Raw genomic sequence first — 18,759 nt, 5'->3', positions numbered from 1 at the left:
CTGAAAGCAGCAGCTGTCCTCACGAACCGAGGAGAACTCGCTTGCGCAGCAGTGAGAAGCCAGCGCGGCCGTACATCTGGCGCTTGAGCATTTTGATTCGGTTGACATGGCCTTCGACAGCGCCCGAACTCCAAGGCAGGGTCAAGTCGGCGATGACGGCGTCGCGGTCGCGGTCGATGCCGGCGGCGAGGGCGTGGAGGCTGGGCAGGTCGTTCTGCCGGACGGCGTCGAGCCAGGCGGGCAGACGCTCGCCCTGGCGCTCGGTGAGCATGGTCGCGAAGGAGCGGACGTGCCTGGTGAGAGCGTCGAGTTCGGAGCAGTGCGTCCGAACGGCCTTGAGCTGAAGTTGCTCGGGTTCGGTGAGGGTGTCCGGACGGCGGAGGATCCATCCGGCGACAGTTCGGGGCGAGGGCGGCCGGGCGGTCACCGGCCGCGGTGAGGTGCGTTTGTCCTGCAAGTAGGCGCGAACGTGCTGGTAGCTGCCCTTGTAGCCGAGTGGCACGATCTCCTCCCGCAGCTTCCAGGCGTTGGTGCAGCCCTCGCTCCAGCGGTCGTCCAGATAGGACTTGTAGTCGTCGAGGACGGAGGGCCGGTTCTGCCACTGACCGGTGAACAGCTCCTCCGGCGTCGCGGCGTCTGCGAGTTGCTTGACGGTGCGGTAGGTCATCCCGAGCTGCCGCTGCACCAAGCGTCGGCTGTGTCCCGCCGTCAGCAGTGCGTGGACTGCGGCATGCCGATCCCGGGTCCGATCGGCGAATCGGTGCCCGCGCGGCCAAGGAGAACCGGGCGAGTCCGCGGCCGGGACGGCCTCGGGTTCGGGACCGGGTGCGGGAACCGTGGAAACCAGCGCGCGGAGGCAGCGACGGGGCGCGGCGACGCTCCGCTCGGTGGCCTCGCTGAGGTTGCGCCAGAGATGCCACCGGTCCGCGACCTGGAAGGCCTGCGGTGCACGGGCGGTGGCGCCCTCGGCGAAGAATGGCGCCCGGTCCCGGCACACGACCCCCGGCGCCGGGCCGATCGGCGAGCCAGGCCGCCAGGCTCGATGCCGCCCGGTCGGGCAGCAGGTCTACAGGGCGGCGGGTCTCGACGTCGACGAGAACGGTGCCGTAGTAGCGGCCCTTGCGGGTGGCGTACTCGTCAACGCTGACCACACGCGGGGCGGGCGCTTCCGGCTCGGGAAGGGCATCGAGCAGGCGCAGGAGGGTGCTCCGGCTGACGCATACCCCGAGCGCGGAGCTCAGGCGGGCGTCGGCGCGGCCCGCCAGGGCGAGACCGACCGAGGCCAGCGTCGCGCACAGCCGCTCGGTCCGCTGGCCGTGCCGACGGGGCAGGCTGGGTATCTGCTCGACGAAGGTGCGGCGGGTGCAGTCCGAGTTCCGGCAGGCAAACCGGCGGACCCTCAGCTGAAGAACAACGCTTCGTCCGGCGCTGGGCACATCAGCGGGAAACCGCAGGTAGGATCCACGAACCCGGTTCGACCAGACCCCGCACGCCGGGCAAGCGGCACCGTTCGCAGTGCATTCCGCGTCGACCCGCACCATCGCGATGCTCACGTCCACCGACAGCACCGCGATGTCCGCGATCGACGGGAACAACAGCTGCTTCAACCGGGTCACGATCTCTTCCACGGACCCGAACTTTCATCCCAGCTGCCATGGCTACGGCTGATTTTCGGGCGACTTCACGCACTGCCCGGAGAAGCTCAGCCGTCACTCAGCGTGGCCACGTCACAGAACCTGAGCCAGAACCCCTTTTTGTGAGCTCCGGCCGCATTCTGGTGAGCGCGCACGATCGTAGAGTCCACCGAGACGGCCCAGTTCAGATTCTCTTCAGCATCGGCCCTGGGCTCGAAGTGGCTGCGCGCCGATACCGAGGAGGGCGCCAGGCCCACAGCGGCGGCGGGTGAGTCCGCCGCACTGTGCGAAGCACGTGAACGGAAGCGGCTGCCGGAGCAGGGGAGCGAGATGCTCAACTGAATGACGTACCCGCCCGTCCGCGAGCCGGCCGCCGCCGACGCCCCTGACCGGGTGCCGGCGCCGGACCGGCCGGGCATGCCGGGCCGACACCTTGTCCGACGCCCGCCGTGACTGTCCTTGAGTTCGGCCACCGGTGCTCGAGGAGGCCCGCGAGGCCTCCAGGGAATGATTTTCAGCCGTAACGACCGGGCAAGCCAGGGGCGGCTGTCCTCCCGTCTCGGACTGGTGACCGACGCCGTCGAGGCCGGGGACGGCATGGACCTGTACGCCCATGTCGTCGACGATCTCTCGCGCGGTGGCCGCTGCGACCGTCTGATTCTCGACGAGGCACAGTTCCTGGCCCCGGACCAGGTCGACCGGCTCGCCGCTGGTGCGGGACCCGTGCCACCCTCGACGCCCGCACGGTGGAAGCGAGATGGTGGTCGAGGGCGAACAGGTCGTCGTCGGCGACGTCAACCGCCCGGCTGAGGAGGTCGGTTACGAGGTGCTGTGCCGACGCCATCACCGCCGCCGCACGGCCAGCACCGCGGCCCGCGCGGGTGCCCTCTCGCCGGACGTCCTGCCCGTCACTCCCGCCTGACTTCTCACCTGCGGGCTCAGGTGGCCGATTCTGTTCCTCCTGCCATGACACCCGCCGCTGTTATCTTCGGCCCGGCGGACACGCGCCTGAGGCATCTGCCAACGGCAGGCGCTGGTGGACGAGTTGAAGAGCCGGGGACTCAATGGCGGGATACAGCGGCACCAGTGGCGAACTCATGGAGACGGTCGGGGCGCATCTCACGCGCTGCGCCCCGCCGTACAGACACCGGGAGTCCGCGGGACTCACCCGGCTGGGAAAGGGCGGCGGCCTCGGGCACCGTGTGGAGCCCGAGACCTTCCCGGTGGACGGGGTCCTGACCCGGGTCCCGAAGGAGTTCCCGGAACCGGACGCGCACGGCGCGGCCCGCCTGCGCGAGCTGGACCGGTGCCTCGACCTCGTCCGTTCGGCGTTTCCCGCCGTCGCGACCGAGATCCGGATGTGCAGGCTGGCCTGCACGATGCTGGAGGGAGCCTGGCGCGCACGCGCGGAGGCCGACGCACCCGCCCCGGAAGGCGCCCCGTGCGACTGCACCCTCTGCTCGCGGCTCCCGGCACCGCCCCCGCGCACTCTGGCGGACTACGACTGGCGCAGAAGCGACGGCCGCCCGCTCACCGTCAAGACCTGGCCCCACCGGCGGGAACTCGACAGCGTCCTGACCGGCGGCTGGGTGTGGACCAGGAAGATGAACGACGCGGACCGGGACCTCGGCCTCCGGTTCCGGTACGAGGACGACATCCTGGTCTTCCACGAGTACAAGCGGGCCGTGAACGCCATCGACGTCGAAGAGGTCGCACGGGCCGTCAAGGAGGGCCTCGCAGAGGACTTCAGCGTCAACGGCGCCCGCGCCCTGGTCTCCGGTCTGTACGCCGCCTACAAGCGGTCCGTCGACGAGCACTGGCTGGCCCGGCACCGGTCGGGAACCGTCGTCCTCCCCCCGTACTCCCCGTTCGACCAGCCCACCTACGCCCTGCTCCAGCTGCTGGACTCGCTCTTCTGGCACACCGCGCCCGACAGCGAACTCTGGCAGGAGCAGAACCTCGCCTCACTGGTCCTGTGCCGCGTCGTGAACGACATGGTCGACGTCCGGGCCGATGCGGTCACCGGGGAGATCGACAACTTCTGGCTCTCGTCGCTGTCCACCCACGAGAAGAGCCTGTACGGCGCGTGCGCCATCGCCCTGATCAAGTACGGGTGCATGCCCGAGGCCCACGGCCTCATCTGGAACACCTGGCTCATGCCGACGACCATGGTGTGGATGGGGCTCACGGGCCGGCACGCCCTCTGGTTCGACGGCATCACCCCCGGCCTGCCCCCGGCCGAGGACTGCCCGCTGTGCGGTATCCAGCCCAGCGCCTGTGCCGGTCTCCTGTCCGGCGGCGTCACCCTGCGCACCGGCCCCCGGCCCACGGTGGCCCGCCTCGGGGCGCGCGCGGCCGCCCTGTCGGCCCGCTGCCGGACCGAACACCCACGGCTGTGGCGGCTGTTCCACACCGAACTCGCCGCCTTCGAAGCCCTCCACGGTGAATGGCGCGGCGAGGTGGACAGCACCTGGGAGATCCTGAGACGTACCTATCTCGCCGCCCTGGCCGCGTCTCTCGGGGGCGGGACGGGGGCGGACGCGCGGGCCGTCCAGGTCGACTCCGGCGCGGTCGGCGCCGACCTGTTCCACGTCCTGCACCGGCCTCCGACCTGGAAGGAGGACACCGCGCTGCTGGCCTACATGTTCGGGTGCGCCCACCCCCACCTCGTGTGGAACACCCAGGGCCATGTGCCGACCGAGGTCGGCGGCGACTGGCTGGACGGCTGACGGCGGACAGCCGTGCGTGACGGCTGAGGCGCCCCCGGGCTGCCTCAGCCGGACCGGCGCTACCGCCCCCGCAGGAACCGCTTCAGCCGAGCCCACCACGACCCGCGCGGCTCGGGTGGCCGGGTCGCCCCCGGCACCTCGGGCGGCAACTGCGCCTCGGAGAAAGGCCATTGCCCCGAGGCGGGCTTGCCACTGCTCGGCGGCGGCGGGGCGGGCAGCGGCGTCGGCACCTCGTGGGCCGCCGGGCCGCGCGGAGCGAACCGTACCGGCAGCGCCGTCAGATGCCGGGCCCAGGTGGAGGAGCGGTAGGTCAGCTCGTCCTCGGGGATGGCCAGGCCGAGGTCGGGCAGCCGGGTGAGCAGGATGTCGATGCCGGTGTCCGCGATCACCCGCGCGATGTCCTGCCCGGGGCACTCGTGCGCGCCGGTGCTGAACGCCAGGTGCGCCCGGTTGTGGTGGACGTGCGGCGCGGCGCCGGGGCGGATGGCCTCGTCGGCGTTCCCGGCGGCCAGGCCGAGCAGGAGCATGTCGCCCGCCTTGACCTCGTGCCCGCCGAGCGTGGTGTCGCCGGTCGCCCAGCGGCCCGGGCACACCATCAGCGGCGGCTCGTCCCAGAGGACCTGCTCCACCGCCTCCGGCAGGGTCATCTGCCCTCCGGCCAGAGACCCGCGGAACCGCGGGTCGATCACCACCATGCGCAGCACGTTGGCCATCAGGTTGGCGGTCGTCTCGTAGCCCGCGAGCAGGATGAGCCGCAGGTGGTGCAGCACCTCGTCGTCGCCGAGACCCGCCGGGTGGTCCATCAGGACGGAGGCGATGTCGTGCCCCGGCATCACCCGCTTGGCCTTGACCAGCCGCTCCAGGGTCTCCAGCAGACCGGTGTTGAGGGCGACCGCGTCCGCCGAGCCCTTGATCAGGTCCCGGCACGTCTGCACGAGCCGGGGACCGTACGCGTCCGGCATGCCGAGCAGATGGGTGAGCGCCAGCATGGGCAGGTGCTCGGTGAACCGGTTGATCAGCTCCGCCTGGCCGTCCTCGCAGAACTCGTCGATCAACTGGTGGGCGAAGCGGATGACATGGCGACGGACCCCGCGGTGGTCGAACTGGTTGAGACTTGCCGTGACCGCCCGGCGCAGGCGCTGGTGCTCCTCGCCGTCCGCGGACACGCAGTCGGGGCGCCAGCCGATCAGCGGTACCAGCGGGGAGGTCTCGGCGTCGATCTCACCGCTGGTCCAGCCGTGCCAGATGCGCGGGTCACGGGTGAACTGGGTGGCCCGGGTGGCCACATCGCGGTTCTCCAGATAGCCGAGAACGAGCCAGGCGCGGACATCCCCGTCGAGCAGGACGGGCGCCACCGGTCCGTGCTCGGCCCGCAGCTTCTCGTACAGGCCCATGGGGTCGGTCTCGGCGGCCGGGCCGTAGAGCCGGGCCAGCCCTCCGGGCCCGGTGGCGGCGGGCCCGCCCGGCACGTGGGCGGGGCAGCCCGGCGGGGGCACGGGTTCCGGTGGGGTGGTGGTGTGGTCGGTGGGAGGGAGGGTCATGCGGACTCCTGAGCGGCGGCGAGGGTGCGCAGGTAGCCCATCAGCGAGAGCAGGGCGTCACGGCTGGAAGGCCGGTCGCGCGCGTCACAGGTGATGATGGGCACCGACTCGTTGAGGGCCAGCGCGGTACGCAGGGCGGGAATCGGGTGCTGAGGGGCCTCCGGGAACGTGTTGACGGCCACGACGAAGGGGACGCGGCGGTCCTCCAGACGGGTGATGATCTCGAAGCAGACCTCGATCTGCCGGGTGTCGACGAGGACCACGGCGCCCAGGGCGCCTTCGAGGATGCCGTTCCACAGGAACCAGAAGCGCTCCTGGCCCGGTGTTCCGAAGAGATAGAGGATCAGCTGCTCGTTGATGCTGATGCGGCCGAAGTCCATCGCCACGGTCGTGGTGCTCTTGGCGGCTACCCCGGGGTTGTGGTCGATCCCGACACCCGCCTGGGTCATGGTCTCCTCGGTGGTCAGCGGCGGAATCTCACTCACCGCGCCGACCATGGTCGTCTTGCCGACGCCGAAGCCGCCGACGACCACCACCTTGACCCCTCGGGCGCCGTGCGGCAGAAGCATGTCCGGGCTGGGGCCGACGGAGGGGGCATCAGAGCTTGCGTAGTCCATGGATCACCGCCTCCAGAAGGCCGAGTTCGGGTACCGCCGTGACAGGGACGGGAGCGGTGGCCTCCACGCGCTGGTCCTCGACCAGCTTGGCGAGCAGCGCCGTGACGACGCTGAACGGCAGGCTGAGATGCGCGGAGACCTCGGCCACGGACAGTGGGTAGTTGCACATGACGAGGATGGTCGCCTGCTCGGGCTGCAGCCCCGGTTCGGGTGTGGAGCGCGAGGTGATGAGGGTGACCAGGTCGAAGTTCTTGGCTGCGGGATCGGGGTCGCCGGTGATGACGTACATCGGCACGGGAGCCGCCTCCTCCCACGGGCGGCCCTGACTGTCTAAGGTCACATCGCCTGCCCGATGTCGTCGCGCGGCGGACTGGTGATGTGCTGGCCGATCCGCTGTACGAGTGTCCGCATGCGAGCGCCCAGCAGACCCACGTCCACCCGCTCGTCGGCCAGCACCGCGAGGTACGCCCCCGGTCCGGCAGCCATCATGGAGAAGTACCCGGAGTCGACCTCGATCCCGATCAGGTGTACCGAGCCGTCCCCGTCCGGGAACTGCTGTGCGAGGGCCTTCGACAGGCTCTGCATGCCCGAGCAGGCGGCGGCGACCGCGTCGGCCGTGTCGGGATCCGTGTTGGCCTGGCCGATGCACAGGCCGTCCGCCGACAGCACGACCACGTGTCGCACATACGGGACGCTGGTCGTGAGGTCGGTGAGCATCCAGTCAATGTTGGGCAGTGGCGGCACGGTTACTCACCCTTATCTGATGGCTCGCTGGTCGGGCTGTCGGGGTCGCTGCTCGGTCTGATGCCCTTGAAGGCCTCCCACATCAGGCCTGGAGGCCGGGTCCTGCGGCGGGAGGGGGCGGGGGGCGGTTCGGGGCTCGTGCGGACGACCGGTGTGGGGACGGGCGAGTGGCGCCGCCGCTGCGGCAGTCCGTTGGTGGTCGTGGGGAGCTCGGCGGAGTCCGCGGCACCGTCACGCGTCGGTGCCGGCCTCGGCACGCTCGGGACCGGCGGTGTGTTCGGGACGTCCGGCGCGCGCCGGTGCTTGGGGGCGCGCGGCTGGAACTTCAGCGCGGGCGGGGCGATGGTGGTGATCAGACCGCGCGGTACGAGCACGACGGCCCGGACGCCTCCGTACGCGGAGGTACGCAGGTCGACGACGAAGTTGTGCTCCTTGGCCAGCCGGGCGACCACCGGCATGCCGAGCTGGGTCGTCTCCCCCAGGTCGGAGAAGTCGATGTGGCCGGCTGCCGAGCGCTCCATGGTGCGCTCCACACGGTGGCGGACCTCCTCGGTGAGCCCGACCCCGCGGTCCTCGATCTCGATCGCGACGCCGGTGGGCACCTCGCTCGCGTTGACCTGGACGGGGGAGTTCGGCGGCGAGAAGGTCGTGGCGTTGTCGAGCAGCTCCGCGAGCAGGTGCATCAGCGGCTCGGCCCCGCGGCCGATGATGGCCACCTCCGCGATCGACTGGAGCTTCACGCGGGGGTAGGCCACGATGCGGGACATGCCGCCGCGGATGATGTCGTAGAGGGTGATGGGCTTCGACCACTGGCGTCCCGGCCGGGAGTCGCCCAGGACCGCGATGCTGGCGGCGAGACGGCCGACCAGCGCGTTGCGGTGGTCGATGGTCTGCAGGCCGCGGGAGACCACGAGGTCCGTGCCGTGCAGCATCTGCATCTCGTGCAGTTCCTTGCCGAGCTGGTGCACGATCGCCTGGACGCGGCGGGCGATGGCCACGAGGGCACGCTGGGAGGAGTCCCTGGTGCGCTCCTCCAGCTCCACGGCGTCCAGAAGCGTCCGCAGGGCCCCGCGGAGCGCCTCCGCGAACTCGGCGTCGATATGGTCGCCGAACTGGATGGTGCGGACGATCTCCGTGGTGGGTTCGCCGCGCCGGAGCCGGGCGACCGCCGCGGGGAGGAGCTCCTCCGCGAGCCACACGACGGTGGTCCGCTGGTCCGCCAGCCGCCGGAACAGGGCGGCTTCACGCTGGGCGTAGAACTGCTGGACACCGGAGGTCGCCCTGGCGTGCCGCGCCGCCTCCGAGGCGCGCGCCCGGCGGGCGGTCAGTGCCGAGGTGAGGGCCGTCAGCACGACCGCGGCGAGGCCGGACCAGGCGACCGGCAGCCGTATCTCCGCGGGGACGGCGAGCAGCGCTATGCCGCAGGCCCCGGCCAGGACACCGGGGGGGATGAGCCATGCTGACGCCGCCGTGCGTGGCGGGGCGCCAGGGGGTGAACCTGCACGATCCATCGAGGGGTCCCCAAACAGTCTGCGATCAGTGGACTAGGGAGTGACGCGGTGCGCCGACGGGACGGGCCGGTTCGGGACGTCCGACGGGTGCCTCCGATGCCCCCGGAGGGTGCGGGAGCACATCGGTGGTCACGCCTCCCCACAGCCGGGTTCCGTCCGGCCTGCTCCACAGCGTGTGGTTACTCGCTGAGAGCGGCGCAACACGCAAGGGAGCATAGACAGTTCGCGTTCGCCACGTGACCGTGCCGGAACGAGAACGTCCCCCTTGAGCGAGTCAGGTCGGGATGTGATCGATCCTGGTCGCGGCGCCTGTTGTGGATGTCGTCGATCGACCGCATCTGCCAACCGGCGGCGCCGCGGCCACCGACTGCCAGGGCACGTGCGCGTGGCAGGTGCCGTTCGGACTGTCCGGGGGAGTGCGAGGACCGGCTTCCCGGGGTCCGCGAGCAGGGGATTCCGCCGAGGTGCGATGCGGGGGTCCGGTGGGGGGCGGGAGTCCCCCGGCCTCAGGGAGTGGCGGACCGGACGATCGTGAAGACCGCGCCCTCCCGGTCCGCGACCGTCGCCCGGCGGCCGGCCGCGTCGTCCCGGGGCGGGCCCAGCACCCGGCCGCCCAGCTTCTCGACCCGTACGGCCGTGGCGTCCGGGTCGGCCACCTCGAACCAGGTCATCCAGTGGGCGCCCCGGTCCCGCGGCAGTGCGTTGCCGACCCCGTGCAGCGAGGCGACCGGGCGGCCGTCCGCCAGGAGCGTCACGAAGTCCGTGCCCCCGCCGACGCCCGCTCGCGGCGCGTCCAGCAGGTCCAGGCCGTAGCCGAACACCGTCCGGTAGAACTTGGCGACCGACTCGGTCTGCTGGGTGAGCAGTTCGTTCCACACCGGCGCACCGGGCGTGCCCGCCACCGCCGCGCCCAGGTGCGCGGAGGCCTGCCACACCCCGAACACCGCCCCCGACGGGTCCGCGCAGATCACCATCCGGCCCGCCTCGCCCGCGTCCAGCGGCCCCACCGCGACCGTGCCGCCGCTGCAGTGGATCGATTCGGCGGTCTCGTCCGCGTCGTCGGAGGCCAGGTACGGGGTCCAGGCGACCGGCAGGTCCCGGTCGGCGGGGAGCTGCCCGATCCCCGCCACCTCCCGCCCGTCGAGCAGACCGCGCACGTACGGGCCGAGCTGCTGCGGGCCGGGCGTGAAGTCCCAGCCGAACAGTTCCCCGTAGAACTCCTGCGTCGCGTCAAGCCCGTGCACCATCAAGCTCACCCAACAGGGGGTACCTGGTGTGCGCCGAGTCGCCTCGGTCATCGTCACTCTCTCCTCGGACCATCGTCGTGGCCGTGCGGGGGAACCCGGGCGGATGCCGTACGAGCGGCAGCTCCACGCCTCGTCAGATGCTCGCACCGCCGGTCGAGCGGTACGCCCCGGCCGCGCCGTGGATTGGCGCGATCCGGCAGGAGGATGCCCGAAAAACGGGGACCCATCCTCCCGGCGGGTCCCGAAGCGCCCGTGGTCTGCGCGAGGATGGCGGCATGAAGCCTGACGCAGACCCGATGCCCGGCCCGCACCCACTGGTGTCCCCGGAGGACCTGGCCGCCGAACTCGGCGCGACCGGCACCGACGCCCCGGTGCTCCTGGACGTCCGCTGGGAGCTGGGCGGCCCTCCGGGGCGTCCCGCCTACGAGGCGGGGCACCTGCCGGGGGCCGTGTACGTGGACCTGGACTCGGCGCTGGCCGGGCCCCCCGGTGCCGGCGGCCGCCATCCCCTGCCTGACCTGGAGGTGTTCGGCGCGGCGATGCGCGCGGCGGGGGTCTCGGCGGGCGCGCGGGTGGTCGCCTACGACGGCGGCCAGGGGTGGGCGGCGGCCCGTGCCTGGTGGCTGCTCCGCTGGGCGGGCCATCCGGATGTACGGGTCCTCGACGGGGGCCTCGCGGCGTGGCGCGGCCCGCTGTCGACGGAGATCCCGGCGCCGGTGGCGGGCGGCTTCCGCCCCCGGCCGGGTGCCCTGCCGCTGCTGGACGCGGACGGGGCGGCGGCGCTGGCGCGGTCGGGGCTGCTGCTGGACGCGCGGGCAGGGGAGCGGTACCGCGGTGAGGTGGAGCCGATCGACCCGGTGGCCGGGCACATCCCGGGCGCGGCCTCGGCTCCCACGAACGAGAACGTCGGGCGGGACGGCCGCTTCCTGACACCGGAGGCGCTGGCCGCCCGCTTCAAGGAACTGGGCGCGACCGACGCCTCCGAGGTCGGTGTGTACTGCGGCTCGGGCGTGTCCGGCGCCCACGAGGTCCTGGCCCTGGCGGTGGCCGGAATTCGTGCGGCACTGTACGCGGGCTCCTGGTCCGAGTGGTCCCGGAACCCCGGTCGCCCGGTGGCCACGGGCCCGGAGCGCGGCTGACTCCCCCGCCCCGCCCGGAGACCGGTACGTCCGGCGCCCGAGCACGAGCGGCGAAGCCGCGACGGCCGGAGGCGGAGCCCAGGGCTCCGGGAAGGGGCGCCCGCCACGCAGCGGCAACCGGGCACGGCGGGGAAGGCCCCGGTCACTCCTGCTTCTTGCGGCGCGTGCCGAACACGATCTCGTCCCAGCTCGGCACCGCCGCCCGCCGTCCCGGCCGCACCCCGTCCGCCTCCGCCTGACGGTCCGTCGTGCCGGTCAGCCGGTCCCGGTGACCGGTCACCGACCTCGGCATCAGTACGTCCGCGTACGCGGAACCCGCTCCCGCGGACGCCGCGGACGCCGGGCGCTCCTCGGATGCGGCCTCCTGCTCCTCGTCCTCCGCCGACGTCTCCGACACGGACGCCCGCTCGGGCACGACCATGTCGCCCCGGAAGCTGGGCACCGCCTCCAGCAGGCTGGTCAGCGAGTCCCGCTCGGACTCCGGCTCCTGTTCCCCCTCGCCGTCCACACTGCCGAGCGCGGGCCGGTCGGCGGCCCGTTCCAGCGTCCGCTCCCGGGGCAGCCGTGCGATGCGGGGCACGAAGGGCGGACTGGGCTCCGACACGGCCACGGTGTCGTCGGCCTCACCGATCAGCGACCGGGCCTCCCCGTCCACGGCCTGCACCAGGCGCCGGGGCGGGTCGTACGTCCAGCTCGCCGTGTGGACCTCCCCGGCCACCCGGTAGACGAGCAGCACCTCCCAGGTGCCGTCGTCCCGGCGCCAGGAGTCCCAGGCCACGGTGTCCTTCTCGGCGCCGCGCAGCAGCAGCCGCTCCTGCACGGCCTCACCCAGCTGCGGCCCGGCGTTCTCACCGGGCCTGCGTACGGGGGTCTTCCGGGCCCGCTCCGCCATGAACGCGCGCTCCGCGAGCACCGGCCCCTCGAAGCGGCGCACCCGCTCGACCGGGATACCCGCGAGCTGGGCCACCTCCTCCGCGGTCGCGCCCGCGCGTATACGGGCCTGGATGTCGCGGGGGCGGAGGTGGCTCTCCACCTCGATCTCGATCTGGCCCAGCCGGGGCCGGTCGTTGCGTACGGCGGCACGCAGCCGCTCGTCGATCGGAAGCGTGTACTCCGTGTTGTCCGCAGCCTTCAGCACCAGTCGTGTGCCGTCGTTGGAGACGGCCACGACACGCAGTTCGGGCATGGGGACCTCCCGGGTGGTGCCTGCCGACGTCACGTGCGTCGCTGCTTCCGCTAGTCGAGTGTGGCCTGCCCGGGTGCAGCCTGCCACAACCTTGCCGAGTTGCCCGGCGTGTCGGGCATGGGCCCTGGAACGCCGTTATGGCACGGTTACCTGTTTCGCCACTCAGCGTAACTGGTCGGTTACGCTGCGCAGCAGGTCTCCGTGCGATGCCGCGGCGCCGCCGGATCGAGTGCCATTTTCGGCCCCTCCCGTTGATCCCGGACACCCGTAAGAGACCGATGCCCAGGGTTCGCCACAGTACTCCATTCGGCCCATGCTGGTAGACCGGCACGCCGTCGAAGTCGCTGCCGGCGGCTGTGGTTGGCCTCCGGGGCGTCCTGGCGCCGAGTGGCCTCCTTCACAGAACTGGCCGAAACGGAACCGTCCAGCTGGCTCATAAGTCCCTTTACAGCACAAGCCGGGAAGATCGTGAACCGAGGCTGAGGATGTGTCAGAGGGTTGACAAGCGGGAGAACGCAACGGAAGGGGCACAAAGGGCTCAAGGGGAGGGGGAGCAGGGCCGCCGGCTCGAACTGAGCGCCGCGCAGGTCGCCGCCAGCACCGTCGCGGCCGTGCTGGCCGCCCTGCTCGCCTCCCGGCTGGGCGTCTACGGCACGGTTCTGGGCGCGGGCGTGATCAGTGTCGTCGCGACCTGCGGCAGCCCGGTCCTCCAGCATGTCTTCAGCAGCACCGGTGCGAAGATGCGCGACGCCGCCACCACCCGCGCCTCGCCCGCCCCGGTGCCCGCCCGTACCTCCGAGCCCGAGGCCGGCTCGTACGGCGCGGCCACGACGTACCGCAGCCGGGTGGGCGGCCGTCGGCGGCCCGTCCTCGCCGCCGTCGTGGTCTTCGCGGTGGCCATGACCGGTATCACCGTGTACGAACTGGTCTCCGGCCGGGACCTCAGCGGCGGCAAGGGGGCCACGACCGTCGGCTCGGCCGTCCGCGGCGGCTCCGGACCGGGTGGAGCCGCCGAGGACCGAGAGGATCCCCGGGCCCCGGAGCAGGAGCGGCAACGCCCGGACCGCCAGGGCCCGGACGGCGATACCGCCCCGAACGGCACGCAGCCTCCCGCTTCTCCCCGACCCACCCCCTCCGGCTCCGGTACCCCGGACTCCGGTTCCACGGGCTCCGGCTCCGCCGACGGCGGCAGCGGCGAGGACAGCGGTACGGACCCCACCCCCACCCCCGCCCCTACCCCGTCCACGTCCCGGTCCGCGCCTGCCCCTACCCCGTCCACCACCGCGCCCGCGTCCGGTTCCTCCCCGTCCGGAGAAGCCGCGGACGACGCCACCGCCCCGGCGGGGTGACCCGGTGCCGGGCCACCCCGCCGGTCACCCGCCCAGTACCCGCCGCAGATACGCGTTGCCGAACACCCGGTCCGGGTCCAGCCGGTCGCGCAGCGCCGTGAACTCACCGAACCGCGGGTAGGCCTCCGCCAGATAGGCGGCGTCCCGGGTGTGCACCTTGCCCCAGTGCGGACGCCCGTCGTGTGCCGTCATGATCCGCTCGGCCGCCGTGAAGTACGCCCGGTACGGCGTCCCCCGGTACATGTGCACCGCGATGTACGCGGTGTCCCGGCCCGACGCCGTCGACAGCGTGATGTCGTCCGCGGGTGCCGTGCGCACCTCGACCGGGAAGCTCACCCGCAGCGGCGAACGCTCCAGCATCGCCTTCAGCTCCCGCAGCGCCGCCACCGCCGCCTCGCGCGGAACGGCGTACTCCATCTCCATGAACCGCACCCGGCGCGGGCTGGTGAACACCTTGTACGGGATGTCGGTGTACGTACGGGCCGACAGCGCCCGGCTCGACACCCGGGCGATCGCGGGCACCGCCGCCGGGAGAACGCTGCCGACCGAATTCGCCACCTGGAACACTCCGTTGGACAGGAACTCGTCCTCGAACCAGCCGCTGAACCGGCCCGGCGGGTCCACCGGCCCGTGGCTGCGGTTGTTGCGCTTCGTCATGCAGTTCCCGGTGTGCGGGAACCAGTAGAACTCGAGGTGCTCGTTCTCCGCGTGCAGTGCGTCGAAGTCCGCCGTCACCCGGTCGAAGGTCATCGGCTCCTCGCGCGCGGTGAGCAGGAACATCGGCTCCACCGCGAAGGTGATCGCGGAGATCACGCCGAGCGCCCCCAGCCCGATCCGGGCCGCCGCGAAGACGGCGCGCTCTTCTTCGGTTCCCTTCTCCGAGCAGGCCAGCACACGGCCGTCAGCCGTCACCAGCTCAAGTCCCCGGATCTGCGCGGCGATCGACCCCGAGTCCCGGCCCGTGCCGTGCGTCCCGGTGGCGGTGGCCCCGGCGACGGTCTGCTCCATGATGTCGCCCATGTTCGTGAGCGACAGGCCCTCCCGGGCCAGCGCCGCGTTCAGCCGCTTCAGCGGCGTGCCCGACTCCACGGTCACGGTCATCGCGGCACGGTCGATCGCGCGGATTCCGGTGAGCAGATCGGGCTGGATCAACAGCCCGTCGGTGGCTGCCACGGACGTGAACGAGTGGCCCGTGCCGACCGTCTTGACCCGCAGCCCGTCCTCGGCCGCGCCGACGACCGCGTCCACAAGCTCGTCCACGGACGCGGGCCGCGCCACGCGCGCGGGGCGCGCGGACACGTTCCCCGCCCAGTTACGCCACGTGCTGCCCCGACCGCCCAGCCCGGTCCGGCCCAGAGCCAGGGCCTGACTGATCGTGCTCTTCCGGGTCCTGCTGCTCACGCTGCCCCTCCCGCATCGGAACCGGCCTGCGCAGCCGGCTGTACCCCAGGAACGCGATCAGCGCCGCCAGTACCCCGGCCAGGCCGGGCACCGCGTACGCCGCCGCCGCTCCGTGCGCGTCGACCACCCAGCCGGCGACCGAGGATCCCAGCGAGATACCGACCGCGAGCCCGGTACTCGTCCAGGACATGCCTTCGGTGAGCTTGCCACGCGGTACGTGCGCCTCGACGAGGGCCATGGTGGTCACCATGGTGGGCGCGATGGCAAGACCCGCGACGAAGAGTGCCCCCGCCAGCAACGGCAGGTTCCCGGCCAGCTGGAGGGGGATCATGCTCACGGCCATCGCGCAGACCCCCACGAGCCAGCGCCGCGCCGGGTCGCCCTTGAGGGGCGTCAGCCCGAACACCACGCCCGCAAGGCAGGAGCCGAGCGCGTACACCGCCAGTGCCAGGCTCGACGCCGCCTTGTGCCCGGCCTCCTCCGCGAACGCCAGCGTCACCACGTCCACCGCTCCGAAGATCACGCCGGTGGCCGTGAACGCCGCGACCAGCACCTGGAGTCCGGGGGAGCGCAGGGCGCTGGAGCGCCCGCCCGCGTTCCTCCGCACCGGATGCGGCGCCGGCTCCGTGTCCCGCTGGGCGGTCAGCCACCACACACCGGCGAGCAGGAACAGCCCGGACAGCAGCGGACCGGCCTCCGGGAACCAGACCGTGGACAGCCCGATGGAGACCGGCGGGCCCACGATGAAGCAGATCTCGTCGACGACCGACTCCAGCGAGTACGCCGTGTGCAGCTCCTGCGGCCGGCCCCGGTAGATCTCCGCCCACCGCGCCCGGACCAGCGCGCCCACACTCGGCACGGCCCCCGCCCCGGCGGCGCACACGAAGAGTGTCCAGTCCGGCAGTTCCTCCCGGGCCGCGAGCAGCAGCGCGCCCACCGACACCACCGACACGAGCGCGGCCGGGCGCACCACCCGGCGCTGGCCGTGCCGGTCGACCATCCGTGAGATCTGCGGGCCCAGCACGGCGGCGGACAGCGCCAGCGTCGCCGTCAGGGCGCCCGCGAGCCCGTACCGCCCGGTCAGCTCGGAGATCATCGTCAGGATGCCGATGCCGGTCATCGCCAGTGGCATCCGGCCGACGAAACCGGCAGCGGAGAAGTTCAGAGTGCCGGGGGCGGCGAAGACCGCGCGATAGGGACTGGGCAAGGGGGACTCCGGTCGGGGACGCGCGAGGCGCGAGGTGCTGAGCGTGGGGGCCGAGGCCTACGCGTCACACCGGTAAGGCGTATGGCCAGCCTTCACAGATTACGGCCGAACGGGTGGGTGTGCACCGCGGTTTTCCGGCTGTCGGCCGCGGGTGGCAGGATCATTCCCATGTCCGATCAGCGTGTGCCCGATGAGCGCGACCCCGCCCCGTACGACGCCCTGCTGCTGCTCTCCTTCGGCGGGCCGGAGGGCCCCGACGACGTGGTCCCGTTCCTGGAGAACGTGACCCGGGGCCGTGGGATCCCCCGGGAGCGGCTCGAGGAGGTCGGGCAGCACTACTTCCTGTTCGGCGGTGTCAGCCCCATCAACGGGCAGTGCCGGGCCCTCCTCACCGCGCTGCGTGAGGACTTCGCGGGCGCCGGGCTCGACCTGCCGGTGTACTGGGGCAACCGGAACTGGACGCCGTACCTGAAGGACACCCTGCGGGAGATGGTGCTCGACGGACGGCGTCATATCGCCGTCCTCGCGACCAGCGCGTACGCCTCGTACTCCGGCTGCCGCCAGTACCGCGAGAACCTCGCGGACGCTCTCGCCGCGCTCGAAGCGGAGGGCCTGCCGCTGCCCCGCGTCGACAAGCTGCGGCACTACTTCAACCACCCCGGCTTCGTGGAGCCCATGACCGACGGCGTCCTGAAGTCCCTGGAAGGGCTGGACGCGTCCGTGCGCGCGGACGCCCATCTGGCCTTCACCACGCACTCGATCCCCGAGTCCGCCGCCGAGACCTCGGGCCCGGTCGCGGACCACGGCGACGGCGGGGCGTACGTCCGGCAGCACCTGGACGTGGCCCGCCTCATCGCCGACGCCGTACGGGAGCGCACCGGCGTCGACCACCCCTGGCGGCTCGTGTACCAGTCCCGCAGCGGCGCCCCGCACATCCCGTGGCTGGAGCCGGACATCTGCGACCACCTGGAGGAACTCCACCAGCAGGGTGTCCCGGCCGCCGTGATGGTCCCGATCGGCTTCGTCTCCGACCACATGGAGGTCCTTTACGACCTGGACACCGAGGCCACCGCGAAGGCCGCCGGGCTGGGGCTGCCGGTGCGCCGCTCGGCCACCGTCGGCGCCGACCCCCGGTTCGCCGCCGCCGTCCGCGACCTGTTGCTGGAGCGGGCCGCGACGGAGCGGGGCGCCGCAGTGGAGCGGTGCGCTCTGGGCGCTCTGGGGCCGTCGCACGACCTGTGCCCGACCGGCTGCTGCCCGGCGCGTGCGGAACACCCCGCGGCAGCGGGCGCGGACAGCCCGTACGCCTGAGGCCCGGCCGGTCCGCCTCTGCACCGCCCCGCCCCGGCCGCGTCGACGTGCGGCCACCGCCGTGGAAGGGCACCGGCCCCGTGCGGCGGCGCGCCGCCCGTCCTCACCTCCCCCGAAGGGGCACCCCCGGACAGCCGAGCTGTGGGCGTCCGGGCCGGGCCCCGACCTCGGACCACCTGACGAGGAGATTCCGTGACCGAACAGCCGAACGCCGACCGCAGCGACGACCCGCTCTCGGACGAACTGCTGGCGATCGCCCTGGAAGCCGCCCGCAGGGCCGGCGCGCTGCTCCGCGACGGCCGCCCCGCGGACCTCGGCGTCGCCGCGACCAAGTCGAGCCCCATCGACGTCGTCACCGAGATGGACCTCGCCGCCGAGAAGCTGATCACCGACTTCCTGGCCGAGCGCCGCCCGGAGGACGGGCTGCTCGGCGAGGAGGGCGGCACCAGCGTCGGCACCAGCGGCATCCGCTGGGTCGTCGATCCGCTCGACGGCACCGTGAACTACCTGTACGGACTGCCCACCTGGGCCGTGTCCATCGCCGCCGAACGGGACGGCGAGGCGCTCGTCGGGGTGGTCGAGGCGCCCATGCGGGGCGAGACGTTCCGTGCGGTGCGGGGGCGCGGGGCGTTCCTGGGGGTGCGGCGGCTGCGCTGCCGTCCCGCGCCGCCGCTGGACCAGGCCCTGGTGTCGACCGGTTTCAACTACGTGGCCGAGGTGCGCGCCCACCAGGCGGAGGTCGCCCACCGGCTGATCCCGCGCCTGCGGGACATCCGCCGGGGAGGTTCGGCGGCCGTGGACCTGGCCGATGTGGCGGCCGGGCGGCTGGACGGCTACTACGAGCGGGGGCTGCGCCCCTGGGACCGGGCCGCCGGAGCACTCATCGCGCGCGAGGCGGGGGCCCTGGTGGGCGGCCGCCCGGGCACGTCCGAGGGCGACGAGCTGACGGTGGCGGCGAGTCCCGGCGTCTTCGCCCCGCTCCAGGCCCTGCTGGACGAGTACGGCGCCTGGCACGACTGAGCGGGCGCCGGGCGGCCCGGTCTCTCGCCGCGCATGACTGAGGGCCCCGGTGCCAGCTTGGGTTCTGACGGTCCTCGCAACACCCGCGATCTGTGGGAGTTGCGAGGACCGTGGCCGTTGGGC

Annotated in this window: 16 protein-coding genes and 2 pseudogenes; 7 read left to right on the top strand and 11 right to left on the bottom strand. The window is 72.6% G+C overall.

Annotation, left to right across the window (positions count from 1 at the left end):
* Positions 1-19 precede the first annotated feature (19 nt).
* Together I3F58_RS22670 and I3F58_RS22665 are read right to left on the bottom strand one after the other, a co-directional pair.
* Entirely contained in the window at positions 20-685 is a 666-nt protein-coding gene (locus I3F58_RS22670) for a transposase (RefSeq protein ID WP_240110523.1), read from the bottom strand.
* 748 nt (positions 686-1,433) lie between these two features.
* Positions 1,434-1,541, bottom strand: a pseudogene (locus I3F58_RS22665) (hypothetical protein); the annotation flags it as partial.
* A gap of 4 nt (positions 1,542-1,545) precedes the next feature.
* Between I3F58_RS22665 and I3F58_RS29455 the strand changes: the two are divergent.
* The 3 genes and pseudogenes from I3F58_RS29455 (at position 1,546) to I3F58_RS22650 (ending at position 4,363) form a co-directional block, all read left to right on the top strand.
* Positions 1,546-1,668 carry a hypothetical protein gene (locus tag I3F58_RS29455; protein ID WP_275678828.1) on the top strand — a complete coding sequence of 41 codons (123 nt, stop codon included), beginning with the start codon at positions 1,546-1,548 and terminating at the stop codon, positions 1,666-1,668.
* Positions 1,669-2,087: 419 nt separating this feature from the next.
* Positions 2,088-2,556: pseudogene (locus tag I3F58_RS22655) on the top strand (thymidine kinase).
* Positions 2,557-2,698: 142 nt separating this feature from the next.
* Positions 2,699-4,363 carry a hypothetical protein gene (locus tag I3F58_RS22650; RefSeq protein WP_240110501.1) on the top strand — a complete coding sequence of 555 codons (1,665 nt, stop codon included), beginning with the start codon at positions 2,699-2,701 and terminating at the stop codon, positions 4,361-4,363.
* 59 nt (positions 4,364-4,422) lie between these two features.
* Here I3F58_RS22650 and I3F58_RS22645 read toward each other — a convergent pair whose 3' ends face one another.
* The 6 genes from I3F58_RS22645 to I3F58_RS22620 all read right to left on the bottom strand — a co-directional run bounded on the left by I3F58_RS22645 (position 4,423) and on the right by I3F58_RS22620 (position 10,074).
* Positions 4,423-5,904 (bottom strand): cytochrome P450, encoded by a 1,482-nt coding sequence (locus I3F58_RS22645; protein WP_240110500.1) that lies wholly within the window; start codon positions 5,902-5,904, stop codon positions 4,423-4,425.
* A complete protein-coding gene (locus I3F58_RS22640; RefSeq protein ID WP_240110499.1) occupies positions 5,901-6,521 on the bottom strand; it encodes an ATP/GTP-binding protein in 621 nt (206 codons plus the stop codon). The genes I3F58_RS22645 and I3F58_RS22640 overlap by 4 nt, the downstream gene beginning before the upstream one ends.
* A complete protein-coding gene (locus I3F58_RS22635) occupies positions 6,502-6,810 on the bottom strand; it encodes a DUF742 domain-containing protein (RefSeq protein WP_240110522.1) in 309 nt (102 codons plus the stop codon). The genes I3F58_RS22640 and I3F58_RS22635 overlap by 20 nt, the downstream gene beginning before the upstream one ends.
* A 47-nt stretch (positions 6,811-6,857) precedes the next feature.
* Positions 6,858-7,238 carry a roadblock/LC7 domain-containing protein gene (locus tag I3F58_RS22630; RefSeq protein WP_240110498.1) on the bottom strand — a complete coding sequence of 127 codons (381 nt, stop codon included), beginning with the start codon at positions 7,236-7,238 and terminating at the stop codon, positions 6,858-6,860.
* Between the two features lie 29 nt (positions 7,239-7,267).
* Positions 7,268-8,776 carry a sensor histidine kinase gene (locus I3F58_RS22625; RefSeq protein ID WP_240110497.1) on the bottom strand — a complete coding sequence of 503 codons (1,509 nt, stop codon included), beginning with the start codon at positions 8,774-8,776 and terminating at the stop codon, positions 7,268-7,270.
* Between the two features lie 506 nt (positions 8,777-9,282).
* Positions 9,283-10,074, bottom strand: a complete 792-nt coding sequence (locus I3F58_RS22620; protein ID WP_240110496.1) for a VOC family protein — start codon at positions 10,072-10,074, stop codon at positions 9,283-9,285.
* Between the two features lie 224 nt (positions 10,075-10,298).
* Between I3F58_RS22620 and I3F58_RS22615 the strand changes: the two genes are divergently transcribed.
* A complete protein-coding gene (locus tag I3F58_RS22615) occupies positions 10,299-11,162 on the top strand; it encodes a sulfurtransferase (RefSeq protein ID WP_240110495.1) in 864 nt (287 codons plus the stop codon).
* Between the two features lie 142 nt (positions 11,163-11,304).
* On the opposite strand, the gene sepH is transcribed toward I3F58_RS22615, so the two are convergent.
* A complete protein-coding gene (sepH, locus tag I3F58_RS22610; protein WP_240110494.1) occupies positions 11,305-12,381 on the bottom strand; it encodes a septation protein SepH in 1,077 nt (358 codons plus the stop codon).
* A gap of 452 nt (positions 12,382-12,833) precedes the next feature.
* Here sepH and I3F58_RS22605 point away from each other — a divergent pair, with 452 nt between their 5' ends.
* Entirely contained in the window at positions 12,834-13,697 is an 864-nt protein-coding gene (locus tag I3F58_RS22605; RefSeq protein WP_240110493.1) for a hypothetical protein, read from the top strand.
* A gap of 24 nt (positions 13,698-13,721) precedes the next feature.
* On the opposite strand, the gene I3F58_RS22600 is transcribed toward I3F58_RS22605, so the two are convergent.
* The gene (locus I3F58_RS22600; protein WP_240110521.1) at positions 13,722-15,053 is read right to left on the bottom strand and encodes a D-arabinono-1,4-lactone oxidase; all 1,332 of its coding nucleotides are present in this window, start codon (positions 15,051-15,053) and stop codon (positions 13,722-13,724) included.
* Positions 15,010-16,305: an MFS transporter gene (locus I3F58_RS22595; protein WP_240110492.1), complete on the bottom strand. Its 1,296-nt coding sequence runs from the start codon at positions 16,303-16,305 to the stop codon at positions 15,010-15,012. Before I3F58_RS22595 ends, I3F58_RS22600 begins: the two co-directional genes overlap by 44 nt.
* A gap of 183 nt (positions 16,306-16,488) precedes the next feature.
* Here I3F58_RS22595 and I3F58_RS22590 point away from each other — a divergent pair, with 183 nt between their 5' ends.
* Together I3F58_RS22590 and I3F58_RS22585 are read left to right on the top strand one after the other, a co-directional pair.
* Complete coding sequence (locus I3F58_RS22590; protein WP_240110520.1) at positions 16,489-17,616, top strand: ferrochelatase; 1,128 nt, start codon at positions 16,489-16,491, stop codon at positions 17,614-17,616.
* Positions 17,617-17,808: 192 nt separating this feature from the next.
* The gene (locus I3F58_RS22585) at positions 17,809-18,636 is read left to right on the top strand and encodes an inositol monophosphatase family protein (RefSeq protein ID WP_240110491.1); all 828 of its coding nucleotides are present in this window, start codon (positions 17,809-17,811) and stop codon (positions 18,634-18,636) included.
* Positions 18,637-18,759 lie beyond the last annotated feature (123 nt).

Source organism: Streptomyces sp. MUM 203J, assembly GCF_022414595.1.
Lineage (GTDB): Bacteria > Actinomycetota > Actinomycetes > Streptomycetales > Streptomycetaceae > Streptomyces.
Note: the sequence above shows the minus strand (reverse complement) of the source record. Positions and strands in the feature narration are given on the sequence as shown.